Origin of the sequence: Pseudomonas sp. REST10, assembly GCF_029542605.1 — a bacterium.
Lineage (GTDB): Bacteria > Pseudomonadota > Gammaproteobacteria > Pseudomonadales > Pseudomonadaceae > Aquipseudomonas > Aquipseudomonas khazarica.
Window position 1 is genome coordinate 2,021,970 of sequence record NZ_CP035677.1, and the last position, 16,256, is coordinate 2,038,225.

17 protein-coding genes are annotated in these 16,256 nt (G+C 65.0%); 13 read left to right on the top strand and 4 right to left on the bottom strand.

Translation table 11 applies throughout. The features are described 5' to 3' along the window. The first annotated feature begins 437 nt into the window (after positions 1 to 437). The 6 genes from EWH21_RS09525 (at position 438) to EWH21_RS09550 (ending at position 4,669) form a co-directional block, all read left to right on the top strand. Positions 438 to 1,211 carry a radical SAM protein gene (locus EWH21_RS09525; RefSeq protein WP_277700370.1) on the top strand — a complete coding sequence of 258 codons (774 nt, stop codon included), beginning with the start codon at positions 438 to 440 and terminating at the stop codon, positions 1,209 to 1,211. A gap of 73 nt (positions 1,212 to 1,284) precedes the next feature. Beyond that, positions 1,285 to 1,887: a DUF4823 domain-containing protein gene (locus tag EWH21_RS09530; RefSeq protein WP_277700371.1), complete on the top strand. Its 603-nt coding sequence runs from the start codon at positions 1,285 to 1,287 to the stop codon at positions 1,885 to 1,887. 112 nt (positions 1,888 to 1,999) lie between these two features. Further along, positions 2,000 to 2,569: a DUF1285 domain-containing protein gene (locus tag EWH21_RS09535; RefSeq protein WP_134676217.1), complete on the top strand. Its 570-nt coding sequence runs from the start codon at positions 2,000 to 2,002 to the stop codon at positions 2,567 to 2,569. 22 nt (positions 2,570 to 2,591) lie between these two features. Next, positions 2,592 to 3,122 carry a GNAT family N-acetyltransferase gene (locus EWH21_RS09540; protein ID WP_277700372.1) on the top strand — a complete coding sequence of 177 codons (531 nt, stop codon included), beginning with the start codon at positions 2,592 to 2,594 and terminating at the stop codon, positions 3,120 to 3,122. Continuing rightward, a complete protein-coding gene (locus EWH21_RS09545) occupies positions 3,119 to 3,442 on the top strand; it encodes a low molecular weight protein tyrosine phosphatase family protein (protein WP_047591240.1) in 324 nt (107 codons plus the stop codon). The genes EWH21_RS09540 and EWH21_RS09545 overlap by 4 nt, the downstream gene beginning before the upstream one ends. An 87-nt stretch (positions 3,443 to 3,529) precedes the next feature. Beyond that, the gene (locus EWH21_RS09550; RefSeq protein ID WP_277700373.1) at positions 3,530 to 4,669 is read left to right on the top strand and encodes a heparan-alpha-glucosaminide N-acetyltransferase domain-containing protein; all 1,140 of its coding nucleotides are present in this window, start codon (positions 3,530 to 3,532) and stop codon (positions 4,667 to 4,669) included. A gap of 94 nt (positions 4,670 to 4,763) precedes the next feature. Here EWH21_RS09550 and EWH21_RS09555 read toward each other — a convergent pair whose 3' ends face one another. Continuing rightward, positions 4,764 to 6,812: a TonB-dependent receptor gene (locus tag EWH21_RS09555; protein WP_277700374.1), complete on the bottom strand. Its 2,049-nt coding sequence runs from the start codon at positions 6,810 to 6,812 to the stop codon at positions 4,764 to 4,766. A gap of 335 nt (positions 6,813 to 7,147) precedes the next feature. Between EWH21_RS09555 and EWH21_RS09560 the strand changes: the two genes are divergently transcribed. Together EWH21_RS09560 and EWH21_RS09565 are read left to right on the top strand one after the other, a co-directional pair. Then, the gene (locus EWH21_RS09560; RefSeq protein WP_277700375.1) at positions 7,148 to 8,848 is read left to right on the top strand and encodes a sensor domain-containing diguanylate cyclase; all 1,701 of its coding nucleotides are present in this window, start codon (positions 7,148 to 7,150) and stop codon (positions 8,846 to 8,848) included. Positions 8,849 to 8,950: 102 nt separating this feature from the next. After that, positions 8,951 to 9,259 carry a chorismate mutase gene (locus EWH21_RS09565; protein ID WP_179553863.1) on the top strand — a complete coding sequence of 103 codons (309 nt, stop codon included), beginning with the start codon at positions 8,951 to 8,953 and terminating at the stop codon, positions 9,257 to 9,259. Positions 9,260 to 9,271: 12 nt separating this feature from the next. Here the strand turns inward: EWH21_RS09565 and EWH21_RS09570 are convergent, their stop codons facing one another. Next, positions 9,272 to 10,192 (bottom strand): LysR family transcriptional regulator, encoded by a 921-nt coding sequence (locus EWH21_RS09570; protein WP_179553864.1) that lies wholly within the window; start codon positions 10,190 to 10,192, stop codon positions 9,272 to 9,274. Between the two features lie 115 nt (positions 10,193 to 10,307). Between EWH21_RS09570 and EWH21_RS09575 the strand changes: the two genes are divergently transcribed. Then, positions 10,308 to 11,042 carry an SDR family NAD(P)-dependent oxidoreductase gene (locus EWH21_RS09575; RefSeq protein WP_277700376.1) on the top strand — a complete coding sequence of 245 codons (735 nt, stop codon included), beginning with the start codon at positions 10,308 to 10,310 and terminating at the stop codon, positions 11,040 to 11,042. A 69-nt stretch (positions 11,043 to 11,111) separates the two neighbouring features. Further along, on the top strand, positions 11,112 to 11,321 hold the full coding sequence (locus EWH21_RS09580; protein ID WP_037048481.1) for a 4-oxalocrotonate tautomerase family protein: 210 nt from the start codon (positions 11,112 to 11,114) through the stop codon (positions 11,319 to 11,321). A gap of 261 nt (positions 11,322 to 11,582) precedes the next feature. Here the strand turns inward: EWH21_RS09580 and EWH21_RS09585 are convergent, their stop codons facing one another. After that, positions 11,583 to 12,644, bottom strand: coding sequence for an AI-2E family transporter (locus tag EWH21_RS09585; protein ID WP_277700602.1), 1,062 nt, complete (start codon positions 12,642 to 12,644; stop codon positions 11,583 to 11,585). Positions 12,645 to 12,847: 203 nt separating this feature from the next. Here EWH21_RS09585 and EWH21_RS09590 point away from each other — a divergent pair, with 203 nt between their 5' ends. Continuing rightward, the gene (locus EWH21_RS09590; RefSeq protein WP_277700377.1) at positions 12,848 to 13,552 is read left to right on the top strand and encodes a class I SAM-dependent methyltransferase; all 705 of its coding nucleotides are present in this window, start codon (positions 12,848 to 12,850) and stop codon (positions 13,550 to 13,552) included. 25 nt (positions 13,553 to 13,577) lie between these two features. Here EWH21_RS09590 and EWH21_RS09595 read toward each other — a convergent pair whose 3' ends face one another. Continuing rightward, the gene (locus EWH21_RS09595; RefSeq protein WP_037048476.1) at positions 13,578 to 13,967 is read right to left on the bottom strand and encodes a GFA family protein; all 390 of its coding nucleotides are present in this window, start codon (positions 13,965 to 13,967) and stop codon (positions 13,578 to 13,580) included. A 188-nt stretch (positions 13,968 to 14,155) separates the two neighbouring features. Between EWH21_RS09595 and EWH21_RS09600 the strand changes: the two genes are divergently transcribed. Next, positions 14,156 to 14,347 carry a hypothetical protein gene (locus EWH21_RS09600; RefSeq protein ID WP_178114234.1) on the top strand — a complete coding sequence of 64 codons (192 nt, stop codon included), beginning with the start codon at positions 14,156 to 14,158 and terminating at the stop codon, positions 14,345 to 14,347. Positions 14,348 to 14,493: 146 nt separating this feature from the next. Then, entirely contained in the window at positions 14,494 to 16,197 is a 1,704-nt protein-coding gene (locus EWH21_RS09605; protein ID WP_277700378.1) for an amidase, read from the top strand. Positions 16,198 to 16,256: the final 59 nt, after the last annotated feature.

Consider the following 16,256-nt stretch of genomic DNA (forward strand, 5'->3'; position numbering starts at 1 on the left):
AAAAACTAGCTGGCGGATTGTCGGCCGCTCGACTGTAGGTCAAGTGCATGTAGAGGAATCTAGCTGTTTCCCTACGAAAGCATTTCGCCACTATAAAAGTACTCGGAGTGATGGTACCTGTTTCGTGGGGATTGAGGCCATGGGCTGAATTCAGCGGACGGCAAGTGCGCTCAGTGGGTACACACTAGCTCGTCCGCTTTTGGCCGACAGCCGCCTGTTACCAGCGTCTTCTCCGGCCAAACGCAGACGCTCAATTGTGGCTATTAAATTGAGGACGATTCACTGTGGCGTCACTTGAGGCCAAAAAATGGCGAGAAAGTTTAGGATTTAGGCTCGGTGATCATCCTAGAGTTTGTCCTTAAAAGTCATCTTATAAATCAATAATATATATGTATGTAATCGAGCTTTTGGGGTGATTTGGGGTAACTACGGACGGGATGTACACCGCCCCGCAGAAGAAATTCCGCGCCCGGGACGAGGCACAGGTGCTGGAGGAGATCCGTCGCGCAGGCGAGCAGTTGATCGTCAACCGGGTGTTCCTCGCCGATGGCGACGCCCTGGTGCTGCCGACCAGGCGCCTGCTGGCCATTCTGCAGGCCATCCGCGAGCACATGCCCGAGGTGCGCCGGGTTTCCAGCTACTGCCTGCCGCGCAACCTGCGCAAGAAATCGGTCGAGGAACTCAAGGAGCTGGCCGATGCCGGTCTGAAGATGGCCTATGTCGGCTGCGAGTCCGGCGATGACGAGGTGCTGGCGCGGGTCAACAAGGGGGAAACCTTCGACTCCAGCCTCAGCGCGCTGGACAAGCTCGGCCAGGCCGGCATCACCCGCTCGGTGATGATTCTCAACGGGCTCGGCGGCCAGGCGCTCAGCGATCAGCACGCGGACAATTCGGCGCGGCTGATGAACGAGGCGCAGCCCGAATACCTGTCCACCCTGGTGGTCAGCTTTCCCATGGGCGAGGCGCGCTTTCGTGAGCAGTTCGCCGATTACCGGCCGCTTAGCCAGTTGCAGCTGTTCGGTGAGGTCGAGCGTCTGCTCGCCGGGCTCGAGCTGCAGCAAACGGTGTTTCGCAGCGATCATGCCTCCAACTACCTGGTGCTCAAGGGCAACCTCGGCCGTGACAAGGCGCGCCTGCTGGCCCAGGTGCGCAGCGCCATCGAGCAACCGCAGCAGGCGAACTTGCGCCAGGAGTGGCAGCGGGGGCTTTGAGCAGGCTGGCGCAGAATCTGCATCTATGCCTTATCCGCCGGTTTTCCGTCACCGGCATGAGGAGGATCGATTCATGCGTAACCTGTTTCTACTGGTGGCGCTGCTGGGCCTGGCTGGCTGCATGAAGGTGAGTGACCTGGCCGATGGCGCCGAGTATCACATGCGCGATGCCGGCGTTCTCGACCACGGCCGCACCGAGCGCATGGCGTCGCGGCGCCTGCAGCAGGACTCCTTCATCTACATCGCCCAGGGCCATTTCGTGCCGCCGGGGCATGGCTATCCGCGTCCCAACGTGGTGGCGGAGGAGGCCTTCAAGGGCTTCGTCGAATACTTCCCGCTGGTGCGTCGCGCCAAACAGCCGCTGGGCCTGGAAGAGGCCATGGCCGAGGCCCGTTCGGCAGGCGCCCATTACCTGCTCTACAGCCGTTTCGCCTACAGTGACGACCGCATCGGCAACGAGGATGAATGGGCGGATCAGGAGGCGCTGGATCGCCTCGGCACCGACCGCGCGTCGATCCAGCTGATGCTGATCGAGACCAACACCCGCTACCTGGTGGACACCGCGCGCATCCGCAGTCGTGGCGGTTTCCTGACGTTCTATGACGCCCAGCCCCAGGATCTGATCGGCCCGCCGCTGCACGACTATGCGCGCAGCCTGATCGGTCTCGGCCGCTGATCCGTTGTACAGGGCGCCGGGCGCGCCCTGCCAGTCAGCCGCAGGCCTTCGAGGTCAAAGCCGGCCCCAGGGTGTATCCTTGATCGTTCGCGGAAACGGACGAGGAGAGAGCATGAGCGATCCAGGCAAGGCGGGCGACCTGCTGGCGCAGATTCCCAAGGGCGAAGGCAAGGGTCTGCCGCCGGTGCACCTGTGGAACCCGGATTTCTGCGGCGATATCGACATGCGCATCGCCCGCGACGGCACCTGGTACTACCTGGGCACGCCAATCGGCCGCAAGCCGATGGTGCGGCTGTTCTCCACCATCATTCGCCGCGATGGCGACGATTATTTCCTGATCACGCCGGTGGAGAAGGTCGGCATCCAGGTCGAGGATGCCCCCTTCGTGGCCGTCACCCTGCAGGTCGAGGGGGAGGGCGAGTCGCAGCGCCTGCGCTTCACCACCAACGTCGAGGACGAGGTGGTTGGCGGCGCCGAGCACCCCATTCGCGTGGAGATCGATCCTGCGACACTCGAACCCTCGCCCTACATTCTGGTACGGCGTAACCTTGAGGCGCTGATTCACCGCAACGTGTTCTACCAGCTGGTGGAACTGGCGGTCGAGCGCGAGGTCGACGGAGAACCCTGGCTGGGCGTGTGGAGTGATGGGCAGTTCTACCCCATCGGCCCCGTGCCGGCCTGAACAGTCCTGACGAGGTGGCAGAATGGATGAGCCGCGAATCGAAACCCAGCGCCTGCTGCTGCGCACGCCACAACCCGAGGATGCCAGCGAGGTGCAGCGCCTGGCCGGCGACTTTCGTATCGCCGACGTCACCCGCAGCATTCCTCATCCCTATCCGCCCGAGCTGGCGCCACGCTGGATCGAGCGCTGCGCAGAGGAGTGGGCCAGCGGAGCTGCGGCCAACTTCATCATCACCGAGGCCGACAGCGGCAAGCTGGTCGGCTGCATGGCGCTGAAGGACATCAGCCGTGGCGAGGCCGAGGTAGGCTACTGGATCGGCGTGCCGTACTGGAGTCGCGGCTATGCCAGCGAAGCGTGCAATGCGCTGGTGGACTTCGCCTTTCGCCACCTGCGCCTGCGCCGTCTGCATGCCAGCCACCTGGCGCGCAATCCGCAGTCCGGGCGCGTGCTGTTCAAGGCCGGCTTTCGTCACCTCGGTCTGGGCCACGCCGCCTGCGGCAGCCAGGGCAAGGTGGAACCGGTCGAACTCTACGAGCAGGTGTCCGGCGAGTGATCCGTGCCTTGTTCATCTGCAGCCGCAATCGTCTGCGCAGCCCCACGGCCGAACGGGTATTCGCTGACTGGCCGGACGTCGAGACCGACTCGGCCGGGCTGGCTCCCGACGCCGAGGTACGTGTCTCGGCGGAGCAGCTCGACTGGGCGACGGTGATCCTGGTGATGGAGAAGAACCACCGCAGCAAGCTGACGCGCCAGTACCGGCAGGCGCTGGCGGGCAAGCGGGTGATCTGCCTGGATATCCCCGACGACTATGCCTACATGCAGCCAGAGCTGATCGAGCTGTTGCAGCGCAAGGTACCGGCACTGCTGCGTTGATCGAGCAGGCCTGACGGTTTCGCTGGCACCGGGAGCGGCTGAAAAGTTACAGTATTACGTTTCATTCAGCCCCTGCCGAAGCCGTCCATGTCCTCCTCACGTCTGCACTCGATCGACGCCCTGCGCGGCCTGGTCATCCTCCTCATGCTGCTCGATCACGTTCGCGAAACCTTTTACCTGCATCAGCAGGTCGCAGACCCGATGGACGTGAGCAGCACCGATCCGGCGCTGTTCTTCAGCCGCACCCTGGCGCATCTGTGTGCGCCGGTGTTCATCCTGCTGACCGGGCTTTCGGCGTTTCTCTACGGCGAGAAGCAGATGAGCCGGGCGGCGACCAGTGCCTTCCTGTTCAAGCGCGGGCTCTTTCTGCTGGTGCTGGAGTTCACCCTGGTCAACTTCGCCTGGACCTTCCAGTTTCCGCCCACGGTCATCTACCTGCAGGTCATCTGGGCCATCGGCCTGAGCATGCTGGCGCTGGCGCTGCTGTTGTGGCTGCCCAGGGCCTGGCTGGCGGGCCTGGGGCTGCTGCTGGTGGCTGGGCACAACCTGCTCGATGGGCTGCATGTCGACCCGCAGTCGGCGCTGCACATTCCCTGGGCGGTGCTGCATGAGCGTGGCTGGATCCAGCTGGGCGACTCCGTGCGCCTGCGCACGTCCTATCCGCTGCTGCCGTGGATCGGGGTGATCGCCCTGGGGTATGCAATCGGTCCGTGGTTTCGCGGCACCTGCACGCCGCAGCAGCGGAGCCGCTACCTGCGCGTCGCCGGCTGCGCCGCGCTGGCGCTGTTCGTGGTGCTGCGTCTGCTCAATGGCTACGGCGAGAAACCCTGGGCGGTCGAGGCGACGGGCATGCAGACCCTGATGGGGCTGTTCAACCTCACCAAGTACCCGCCGTCACTGCTGTTCCTGGCGTTGACGCTGGGGCTTGGCCTGTTGCTGCTGGCGGCCTTCGAGCGGCGCAACGACGGGCGCATGGTGGGCACGCTGGCCGTGTTCGGCAGTGCGCCGATGTTCTTCTACCTGCTGCACCTGTACGTGTTGAAGCTGCTCTACATCGCGGCCCTGGCGATCTGGGGGAGCAACCAGGGGCATTACTTCGGCTTTGCTGCGGTGCACTGGATCTGGCTCATGACGCTGGCGCTCGCGCTGCTGCTGTTCGCCCCGACGCGCTGGTTCGCCCGGCTCAAGGCGCGGCGGCGGGACATGCGCTGGCTGAAGTATCTCTGATCGCCCACGCCGTCAGCGGGCGGCGGTGCGAGGTGGCACGTATCGCAGGCGCCGGCAAGCCGACCCTGCGGATCGGCGATTCCGGCACGCGGCGCTACAGCTTGATGTTCATCGACAGGTACGCCGAGCGACCTGGTGCCGGGGAGAACATCGCCTGGTCGTCACCGCCCCAGAAGAAGTTGTCGAACCACACGTACTCGTATTCGCGGTCCGTCAGGTTCTTCAGTTGCAGGTCGAGGCTGGTGCTGTCGTCGAGCTGGTAGTGGATGCTGGCATCAAGCACCGCGAAGCCGCCGTACTTGCCCTGGGCGTTGTGTTCGTCGATGTAGTAGTCACCCTGCGCGCGGGCTTGCAGGCCGATGCGCCAGGCGTGGTCGAACTGGTAGTCGGTGCCCAGGTTGCTGATGTAGCGCGGCGTGGAGAACACCTCCTTGCCGGCCAGCGATTCACCGCCGGAGTACGCGCTGATCACCTTGGCTTCCTGATAGGAATGGGATGCCCAGACGCTCCAGCGATCCGTCAGGGAGGCATTGATCTGCAGGTCGACGCCACGCCGGCGGGTTTCCCCGAGGCCGACGTTGGTGCCGGTTGCCGGCATGTTGGCCACTTCGTCGGTGGCGTCCTGCTGCCACACGGCGATGCGCGCTTCGCTGTCCGCGAATGGCTTGAACTTGATGCCGATTTCCTTGCCGGTGTTGATCGACGGGCTGTAGCGCGGTTGTCCGGCGGTCAGGTAGGCGGGGTTGGTCGAGCCCGTGAGGATCTGGAAGGTGCGCCCCCAGTTGGCGTACAGGTTGATGTCCTCGCTCAGGCTGTAGACGACGCTCAGCTTGGGCTGGCGAATCCAGCCGTAGTCCTGCAGCTCGGCCTTCACCCCGCCGGGCATCTCGCTGTTGCCGGAGAACCGGTCCACCCGGTAGGCAGGGATGATCTGCAGTTTTTCGCTGGCCTGGATGATCGCCTGCACGTAGGCACCGCTGTTGTACAGCGTGTAGCGCTCGTCATTCTGTACGCGTGCTGGCGTGGCATCGAAGTTCGTGGGCACGCCATGGTTGAATCGATAGCGCTGGTACTCGTTGTTCTGCTGCTCGTGGTTGATGCCGCCGTCGAGCGTCAGCAGGTCATTGGCGCGCCAGGTCAGGTTGCTCAGCACGCCTGTCTGGCGCTCGTTCCAGAGGCGGCGCTGGCGCGGGGCGTTGCCGGGTTGGTAGTCGCTGAAGGTTACCCGGCGGTCATCGTCGTAGCTGTTGTAGTAGAGCTTGTTGCTCAGCTCGAGTGCGTCAGCGAGGCGGATGTCGGCATGCAGGCTCAGGTGCTTCATGTCGCGGTCGCTGTCGTCGTTGCCGTTCTTCTCCGGTGACTGCGTGCGGCTGGCGGCCAGTTGGCTGGCGGTGAGAAAGCCCGGCTCTTCGGCCTGGTGGTGATAGAGGCGGGCGACCAGGCCGAGCCTGAAGGCCTGTGCGTCGTCGCTGAGGAACCACTTGCCTCCCAGCGAGTACTTGTTGGAGCGGCTGTGGTCACGGAAGCCTTCGCTGTCCTGTTTGGCGAGGATGTAGTTCTGTGCGAAGTTGCCTTCCTCACGGCCCAGCGCCAGTTGCACCTCTCGGGTATCGAAGCTGCCGTAGGTGACGCGGCCGTCGGTGTAGTTGCCGCCCTGGCGCGTGGCGAAATTGATGTTGCCACCGATGTTGTGCAGGCCGTAGCGCGGATCGTTGGTGCCGCGCACCACTTCGATGTAGTCGATGTCGAGCGGGAACAGCATGTCGATGAAGCGCTGATTGCCGCTGTTGACGTTGCTCGGGATACCGTCGATCAGCACCTTGATGCCGTTGATGTAGCCCTCGCCATTGAAGGCGCGCAAGGTTGCCTTGCCAGACTCGGCGCCCATGCGCGTTTCGGTCAGCTGGATGCCGGGCATCTGGCCGAGCAGTTCCCAGCTGTTGCTCACGTTCTGTTGTTCGATGCGCTCGCTGCCCATCACGTCCACCGAGGTGAGGATGCGTTCGGTGCCGAGAGCATTCCGTTTCTCGGGGGTCACGTAGACGGCGCCGAGGGAGACGCTGGCGTCGTTGGGGCGAGCGGCGTGGAGGTCGGTCGATGCCAGCGCCGACAGAACGGCGAGGGAGGCCGAGGTGGTTTTCATCGGGGATCCTAGTACTGCGTTTCTGGGAGGGAGGTGCGCATGGCCGATCACGGATGGGCCGTTCGGTGCGTTCGCTGAAGTGCGCAAATGTAGATGTTATACCATAACAAATTATTTGCATTCGACCATCCATGAGTCTCCCGGCATTGGTGCAATAGCCGAGATAGAGCGCTTTCCTGCTCGGGGCAGGGGACCGCTCCGCGTCCATGGCCACTCGGTGAGTGCCTGGCGCGGGAATGCTCCCCAGGCCGGCGCGTGACGAACGATTAGACGCCAGCGCACTAATGGCGTATCACTATCAATGTCTTGTGCGGTCCAAGCGAAGCAGACGTCCTATGCAGCCCCTGGGGTCGATCAATACAACTGCCAGCGCCAATGACGAGCGGTTCGACGGAATGGTCCGCCTGATCTGTGCCCACTTCGCTGTACCGGCCTGCGTGCTGGTCGCGGGCGAGGGGCGCACGCGCCGTATCTGGGCCAGTGCCGGGCTGAGCGATACGCAACGACGGCAGATCGCGGATGCCCGCGAGGCCGGTCCACTCGCTGAGATCCAGCACCTGCGCATCCTGGTGGTCTGGCCGTTGCTGGCGTGTCAGGGCGGGCAGTTCGGCTGCCTCTATCTGCTCGATGAGAGCCATCGGCTGCTGGACGCCAGCCAGGAACAGGCCCTGCAGGAGTTCGCCTGGCTGGCGCTCGACCTGCTGGAGCGGGAGGCGAAGGACACCAGGCAACGGCATGAGCTGGCGGCCCTGCGCGAGAGCGAACGGCGCATGGCGCTGGCCATCGCCGGCAGCGGCACCGGCATCTGGGACCGCAATGTCAGCAGCGGCGAGATTCACTACTCCAGCAGCTGGAAGGCATTGCTGGGCTATGCCGACCATGAAATCGGCAACCGTATCGAAGAGAGCTACACGCGGGTTCATCCGTCCGAACTCGACTACGTGCGTGCGACCATCCAGGCGCACCTCGAGCGCCGCACCGACGCCTATGAAGTGGAGCACCGGCTGCTCTGCCGGGATGGTCAGTACAAGTGGGTGTGCAGCCGTGGCAAGGTGGTCGAGCGTGACAGCGATGGCCAGCCGCTGCGGATGATCGGCACCACCACCGACATCACTGCCATACGCCGGTTGTCCGATCAGGTGCAGCAGACCGTCGAGCTGATGACGGACCTCACCAACGAGATACCCGGCATGGTCTTCCAGTTCCTGCGCCCGCTGCAGGGCGAGCCTGCCTTCACCTACGTCAGTGCCGGTGCGCAAGCGATCTGCGGCCTCAGCGCCACGCAGTTGATGCAGGATGCCCAGGCGCTGACGACGGTCGTCCATCCGGATGATCAGGACGCCTTCCTGGACACCTTCACGCGCTGCGCCGAACAGCTGACGCCCTGGCACCACGAATTCCGCGTGCAGGTACCGGGGCGCGAGGTGGTCTGGTGCGAGGTCGAGGCCTGCCCGCGCCGCCAGGGCGACGGCAGCGTGCTCTGGCACGGATTCATGACCGATGTGACCGAGCGCAAGCAGATCGAGGCCGAGCTGCAGGCATTCGCCACCACCGACTTCCTTACCCAGCTCGCCAATCGCCGTCACTTCATGCGTCAGCTCGAGATCGAGCTGGCGCGCCTGCAACGCAGTTCGGGCCAGAGTGCGGCGATACTGATGTTCGACCTGGACTACTTCAAGACCATCAACGACCGCTGGGGGCACAACGTCGGCGACCAGGCACTGCGCCACTTCGCCACCATCCTCGGCGCGCAGCTGCGCAAGAGCGATACCGCCGGACGCCTGGGCGGCGAAGAGTTCGCCGTGGTGCTCAGCGAGACCGACCAGCAACAGGCCACGCATTTCGCCACCCGCATCCAGAGCGAGCTGGCCAGGACGCCGATCCTGCATGCCGGCGAGCAGATATTCCTGGCCGTCAGTGTGGGTATCTCATCGCTCACCGCCAACGACAGCAACGTCGAGGCCGCCCTTTCACGTAGCGACATCGCCCTGTACTGCGCGAAGCGCGGCGGGCGCAACCGCATCGAGTACCACTGAAGCCGGCTGCCGGTGTCGCGTCGCAGGGCGTTGCGCTGGACGTCTGGCCGTCAGCTCACTAACGTGATGGCCCCGACGTGAATCACCACAGGACATCATCATATGGACGTGCAATGCAGCTCTCTCGAGGACGTGCGCCAGCGTATCGACGAGATCGACCGCGCCATGGTCGAGCTCATCGCCCGGCGCGGTGGTTTCGTCGCGCAGGCGGCGCGGTTCAAGAAGGACAGTGCCGATGTGCGTGCCCCGGCACGCGTCGAGCAGGTCATCGCCAAGGTGCGGGCACTTGCCAGTGAACGCGGGGCCTCGGCCGAGGTGGTCGAGCAGGTGTACCGCGCGATGATTGCCGCATTCATCGACGAGGAACTGCGTGCCCATGCCGCGCTCGGCGCCGAGGCAGGCGCCGTCTGAGGCGGGCAAGGTTCAGGCGCTCCACTGGCGCTGCTTGTCCATGATGAAATCGATGAAGGCGCGCAGACGCAACGGCATGTGCCTGCCGCTCGGATAGAGCAGGGTGAAGGGCCGCGAGCGCCCGGCGAACGCTTGCAGCACCTCGACCAGCGAGCCTTCGGCCAGTTCGCGTTCGACGATGAAGCGGTAGGTCTGGAACAACCCGGCGCCGTGCTTGGCCAGGGTCACGCCACCCAGCACATCGTCCGAGCAGGTGCAGCCCCCGGCGCTGACGACCTCCCGCTCCTCGCCGTCATCGTTGAACAGCCAGGTGATGCGCCGCCCGCTGCTGGGCAGCTCGAACTGAATGCAGTCGTGCCGCTCGAGGTCGTCCAGCGTCTGTGGGACGCCTTCGCGTGCCAGGTAGTCGGGAGTGGCCACCACCACCAGGCGGGCGTCTTCCAGCGGCCGCGCGATGAGGCTCGAATCCGGCTGCGCGCGCACGCGGATGGCCAGGTCGTAACCTTCAGCGACGAAGTCGATGTTGCGATTGCCCAGGTGGATGTCGACCTGCACCTTGGGATAGCGGCGGCGAAACTCCGGCATCAGCGGCAGGATGCGGTGGTGCCCATAGGTGGTGGGCAGGCTGATGCGCAGCGTCCCCGAGGGTTCCTGCTGCTGGCCGCTGACCGCGCGCTCCGCCTCGACCAGCTGGGTCAACGCCTGGCGGCACTGCTCGTAGTAGCCACGGCCACCTTCGGTCAGGCGAATGCTGCGGGTCGTGCGCAAGAACAGTCTGGAGCCCAGGCGTTCCTCCAGCCGGCCGATCGAGCGACTGACCGCCGCCGGCGTCACGCCCGCGGCCAGCCCTGCCGCGGTGAAACTGCCCAGCTCGGCAGCGAGGCAGAACAGTTCGATGCTGCCAAGCAGTACATCGTCGAATTGGCGTGGCATGATTGATTACACCGTGTATCAACTGAAGTTATTGAAGTCATATTTATCTGCTTTCATGGCAAAAATATAGTTCTCCCAACGGCGCCCAGGGCGCCTTCTCAGCGGGAGAAACGACATGAGCAACAACAGAACGGTAGTGATCACCGGTGCCTCCAGCGGCATCGGCTTCGGCCTGGCCAAGGCCTTCCTCGCCCAGGGGTTCAATGTGGTGGGCAACGCGCGCAGCGCCGAGCGGCTGGAGCAGGCCAGGGCGCAACTGGGCAACCCCGCCGGTTTCGTTGGCGTGGCAGGCGATATCGCCCGGCCGCAGACCGCTCGCCAGCTGATCGATGCCGGCATCGAAGCGTTCGGCCAGGTCGATGTGCTGGTCAACAACGCCGGTTTCTTCCTGCCCAAGCCTTTCCTCGACTACAGCCCGGAGGATATCGACAGCCTGCTGGAGACCAACCTCAAGGGCGTGGTCTATGCCTCCCAGGCGGCTGCGGCGCACATGATCGAGCGTCGTCAGGGGCAGATCATCACCATCACCGCGGCCATTGCGCTGCAGGCCAATATCGACGTGCCCGCCGCGCTGCCGGTACTGATCAAGGGCGGCCTCAACCAGGTCACCCGCGCACTGGCGCTGGAGCTGTCGCCGCACAATATCCAGGTCAACGCGGTGGCACCTGGCATCATCGAGACACCGATGCACGATCCGGCGACTCATGAATTCCTCAAGGGCCTGCAACCGGCAGGACGCATCGGGCAGGTCGAGGACATCGGCGAGGCCGTGCTGTACCTGGCTGGCGCCAGTTTCACCACGGGCGTGGTGCTGCCGGTCGATGGCGGCATGAGCAGCGGCAAATGGTAACGGGCGGATGACGCGGCCACTGCCGTGCCACCGCCAGCAGATCCCTTCCCCAACCACAGGAGCATCACCATGCCTTTCGTCAGCGTACGCATCACCCGCGACGGGGTTACCCGCGAACAGAAAGCCCAGGTCATCAAGGAAATCACCGAGACCCTGGAGCGCGTTCTGAACAAGAAGCCCGAGCTCACTCACATCGTGATCGAGGAAGTCGACACCGATAACTGGGGCTATGCCGGAATCACCACCACCGAGTACCGCGCCGGCTTATCCAGGACGTGATCCAGGCGCGCTGGCCAGGAGCTTGCTGTCCTGGCCACCCACCTGCGAGCAGGCAATGCCGGTCGTATGACCGGCATTGTTCATCTGACGGCCACAAGACGGGCTGCTCGTTCGCAGCGGTGTCACTCGAACGACGGGTTTGCCAGCAGGTGTTCCGTATTCCGTGAATTCCATTTCGAGTACCGGGCAGTGTGAGAGCCCTTTCTATCACTGTCGTGAAGACTGCGCGCCAGGGCGAATGGCCGCACTGCGACGATGTCTTCACTCCGGCAACCTGACCTTCTTCTTCGTCCCCAGCAGATTCCAGCTGGCCACGAACAGTGCGGCTACCAGTGGGCCGATGACGAAGCCGTTGAGACCCAGCAGGGCGAGACCGCCGAGGGTGGAGACGAGGATCAGGTAGTCGGGCAGACGGGTGTCCTTGCCCACCAGTATGGGGCGCAGGATGTTGTCCACCAGGCCGATCACCAGCACGCCGAAGGCGGTGAGGATGATGCCTTGCCACAGGCTGCCGCTGAGCAGCAGGTAGAGCGCGACCGGGGCCCAGACGATGCCGGCGCCAGCGGCTGGCAGCAGTGACAGGAAGGCCATCAGCACGCCCCACAGCAGCGGGCTGTAGATGCCCAGCGCCCAGAAGATGAAGCCACCGAGCGCGCCCTGGACTGCGGCGACCAGGACATTGCCCTTGACCGTGGCGCGTACCACGCGGGTGAATTTGATCTGCAGGCGGCGCTTGGTGCTGTCGGCCAGGGGGATGGCGACGCGGATGTTGCGCACCAGCTCCTGGCCGTCGCGCAGGAGGAAGAACAGCAGGTACAGCATCACCCCGAAACTGATGAAGAACTCGAAGGTGCCCTGGCCGATGGCGAAGACCTTGGTCGCCAGGTACTGGCTACCGGTCGTGGCGCCCTTGGATATCTGCTCGCGCAGGCCGTCGAGGTTGGCGATGCCGAAGCGCTGCAGTTGCTCCTGCATCGGCTGCGGCAGCGCGCGCAGGGTGCTGGTCACGTAGGCACCGAAATCCAGCTCGCCGGACTCCAGCTGTTCATACAGGCTGGTGCCCTCGGCCACCACCGCCGAGGTGATGAAGATCACCGGCAGGATCGCCACCAGCAGGCAGATGGTCAGCGTCAGCAGGGCGGTCAGGTTGCGCCTGCCGTTGCAGCGCTGATTGAGGCGTGACTGCAGCGGGGCGAACACCACGGCGAGCACCATCGCCCAGAACACGGCGCCGTAGAACGGCAGGAGTATCCAGAAGAAGGCGATGGTCACCAGCGCGAGCAGGAGGATGAAGGCTTTCTGTTCGAAGGTCGGGTTGCGCATCTTGGTTTCGTTCAGCGGAGGCATGCCAGTTAGTCCCCGCAAACGCCGGCAAAGTGCCCGCGAATCCACTGCTGACCGGTCTTGCTGCCTTGCCACGGCTGCTTACGGCTGCCGCCAAGGCGCATGGCCATGGGGGCTTGACAGCTCTGGGATACTGGAAAGTGTGAGCGCGATCATTCATCAGGCCAAACGGAGGGTTTGCCATGCGCGACGAGGAACTCAGGGCGTTGTTCGATCAACAGGCGGCTGGCTATGACCAGCAATGGGCCGGGATGGCGCCGATTCGCGAGGCGCTCTATCTGCTGCTCGATGCGCTGTTCGCCGAGCTGCCGGCCGATGCGCGGGTGCTCTGCGTGGGCGCGGGTACCGGTGCGGAGATCGGCCACCTGGCCGCGCGCTTTCCTGGCTGGCGGTTCACGGCGCTGGACCCTTCCGAGGCGATGCTCGATGTCTGTCGCCAGCGTGCGCAGCGCGAGGGCTTTGCGCATCGTTGCGAGTTTCACGCGGGCTATCTCGACACGCTGGCGGATGAGCCGCTGCATGACGGCGCGACCTGCTTCCTGGTCTCGCAGTTCTTGCTGGAGCCGCAGGCACGCACGCGCTTCTTCCGCCAGATCGCGCAGCGGCTCAAGCCGGGCGGGCTGCTGGCCAATGCGGACCTGGCCGCAGATATCCACGCGCCGGCCTACGAGGTGCTGCTGCGTAACTGGATGACGCTGATGTCCGGTGCCGGCGTTCAGCCGCAGATGCTCGAGCGCGTACGCATTGCCTACGCGCGAGACGTGGCGGTGCTGCCGGCGCAGCAGGTGGCCGGCATCATCCAGGCCGCCGGCTTCGCGGCGCCGGTGCAGTTCTTCCAGGCCGGGTTGATGCACGGCTGGGGCTGCCAGCGCGCTGCGGATGCCTGAGGGCACGGCTCATGAGCGCTCGACGCTATTCGTGGCGCGTGCTGCTCTCGCGGTCGCGCGGGTAATGGCGGGCGAAGGGGAAGGGCGGTAGCCAGGCTTCGCGGCGAATGGTCCAGAGCTCGTAGGTGGGGGTGAACTGGTCCGGCGCATCCAGCGAGCCCAGGTTCAGTTCGATCTCATCCGCCGTGCGCGAATACACCGACGAGCCGCAGCGCGGGCAGAAATGGCGGCCGCCATACTGGCCGGTTTCGCCGCTCAGGGTCACGGTGTCCTGGGCAAAGATTGCCGAGGCATGGAAGAGTGCGCCGTGGTACTTGCGGCAGTCCATGCAGTGGCAGACGCCGACCCGATAGGGTTGGGCGCTGGTGCTGAAGCGTACCTGGCCGCAGAGGCAGCCGCCGGTGATCTGTGGCATGTGAGGGTCTCCGCTCGTTGGCTATCGCCTGTGACCCTAGCAAAGCTGCAGGCAACTGAGGTGCGCAATGGCTCGGCGCTTCTGCGATCGGCGTCTCAACGTGTCCGCCGAGCGGGCAACCGCTCTGGCAGTGCGGGCAGGCGCATGGGCTATCATCCAGTGCTGAACAGGGACATGGAGGCAGGCTGATGGGGTTCTACTTGGTGATCGGCGCGTTCATCGTCTTTCTGCTGCTGTTGCTGCGGGCCATGCGCAGGAAGTCCTCAGGCGCGAACCACTCGGGCGATGGGGGAGGCCCGGGTGTGGATGGCGGCGGCAGCTTCTTCGGCGATTTCGGTGGCGACTGTGGTGGCGGTGATGGTGGTGGCGGCGGAGACTGAGTTCTGCCGGCCCGCTCCTGTCGCAATCCGTTGCCCTGTATCATCGGCGGCAGAGTGTCGCGGTTTCAGCATTGACCGCGGACACGCCGTATTGCGTACCGGGGCCATGCAGCTGGCAGGTCCCGCCTTCTGCGAGAGATGACAGCATGATCGAGGTAACCGAAGTTTCCATCGCCGAGCTGCGCGCCGCGCTGGAGTCCGGCCGCACCACTGCGGTCGAACTGGTCAAGGCCTATCTGGCGCGTATCGAGGCCTACGACGGGCCCGCCACGTCGACCCGGCTCAACGCTGTGGTCGTGCGCAACCCGGATGCACTGCAGGAAGCCGAGGCGTCGGATGCGCGCCGTGCGCGTGGTGAAACGCTCGGCCCGCTGGACGGCATTCCCTATACCGCGAAGGACAGTTACCTGGTCAAGGGGCTGACGGCGGCTTCCGGCAGCCCGGCCTTCAAGGACCTGGTGGCGCAACGTGATGCGTTCACCGTCGAGCGTCTGCGTGCGGCCGGCGCTATCTGCCTGGGCAAGACCAATATGCCGCCGATGGCCAACGGCGGCATGCAGCGCGGGGTATACGGCCGCGCGGAGAGTCCCTACAACGCGGATTACCTGACGGCGCCGTTCGCCTCGGGCTCGTCCAACGGCGCCGGTACGGCGACCGCTGCCAGTTTCGCCGCGTTCGGTCTGGCCGAGGAGACCTGGTCCAGCGGGCGCGGCCCGGCGTCGAACAATGGCCTGTGCGCCTACACGCCGTCGCGCGGGGTGATCTCGGTGCGCGGCAACTGGCCGCTGACGCCGACCATGGACGTGGTGGTGCCGTATGCCCGGACCATGGCCGACCTGCTCGAGGTACTCGACGTGGTGGTGGCCGATGACGCCGACACGCGTGGCGACCTGTGGCGTTTGCAGCCCTGGGTGCCGATCCCGAAAGCCTCCGCTGTGCGTCCGCAATCCTACCTGGCGCTGGCAGCCAAGGCCGATGCGCTGGCTGGCAAGCGCCTGGGCGTGCCGCGCATGTTCATCAACAAGGACGAGGAAGCCGGCACCAGCGAGTCGCCGGGCATCGGTGGTCCGACCGGCCAGCGCATCCACACCCGGCCAACGGTGATCGCCCTGTGGGAAGCGGCCCGCCAGGCGCTGGAAGCTGCCGGCGCCGAAGTGGTGGAGGTGGACTTCCCGCTGGTGTCCAACTGCGAAGGGGATCGCCCGGGGGCACCGACGGTGTTCAACCGGGGTATCGTCACGCCCGAGTTTCTGCATGACGAGCTGTGGGAGCTGAGCGGCTGGGCCTTCGACGACTTCCTGCAGGCCAACGGCGACCCGCAGCTGCAGCGCCTGGCCGATGTCGATGGGCCGCAGATCTTCCCGCATGACCCCGGTACGCTGCCGAATCGCGAGGGCGATCTGGCGGCGGGCATGGACGAGTACGTCAAGATGGCCAAGCGCGGCATCAAGCCCTGGGACCAGATCGCCACGCTGCCCGATGGACTGCGCGGCCTGGAACACACGCGCAAGATCGACCTGGAGGACTGGATGGCACAACTGGGGCTGGATGCCGTGCTGTTCCCCACCGTTGCCGATGTCGGCCCGGCGGATGCCGATGTGAACCCGGTATCCGCCGACATCGCCTGGAGTAATGGCGTGTGGGTGGCCAACGGCAATCTGGCGATTCGCCACCTGGGTGTGCCGACCGTGACCGTGCCCATGGGCGTGATGGCCGATATCGGCATGCCAGTTGGCCTGACCTTCGCAGGCCGCGCCTATGACGACTCGGCCTTGCTGCAGCTGGCGGCTGCTTACGAGTCCACTGGCAGCAAACGCCAGGTGCCACCGGGCACGCCGCCGCTGGGGTGATGCGCGGTGCCGGGAGGCCCCTCTCTCGCAAGCGGGAGAGGGGGGCGGCACCGCTGGTC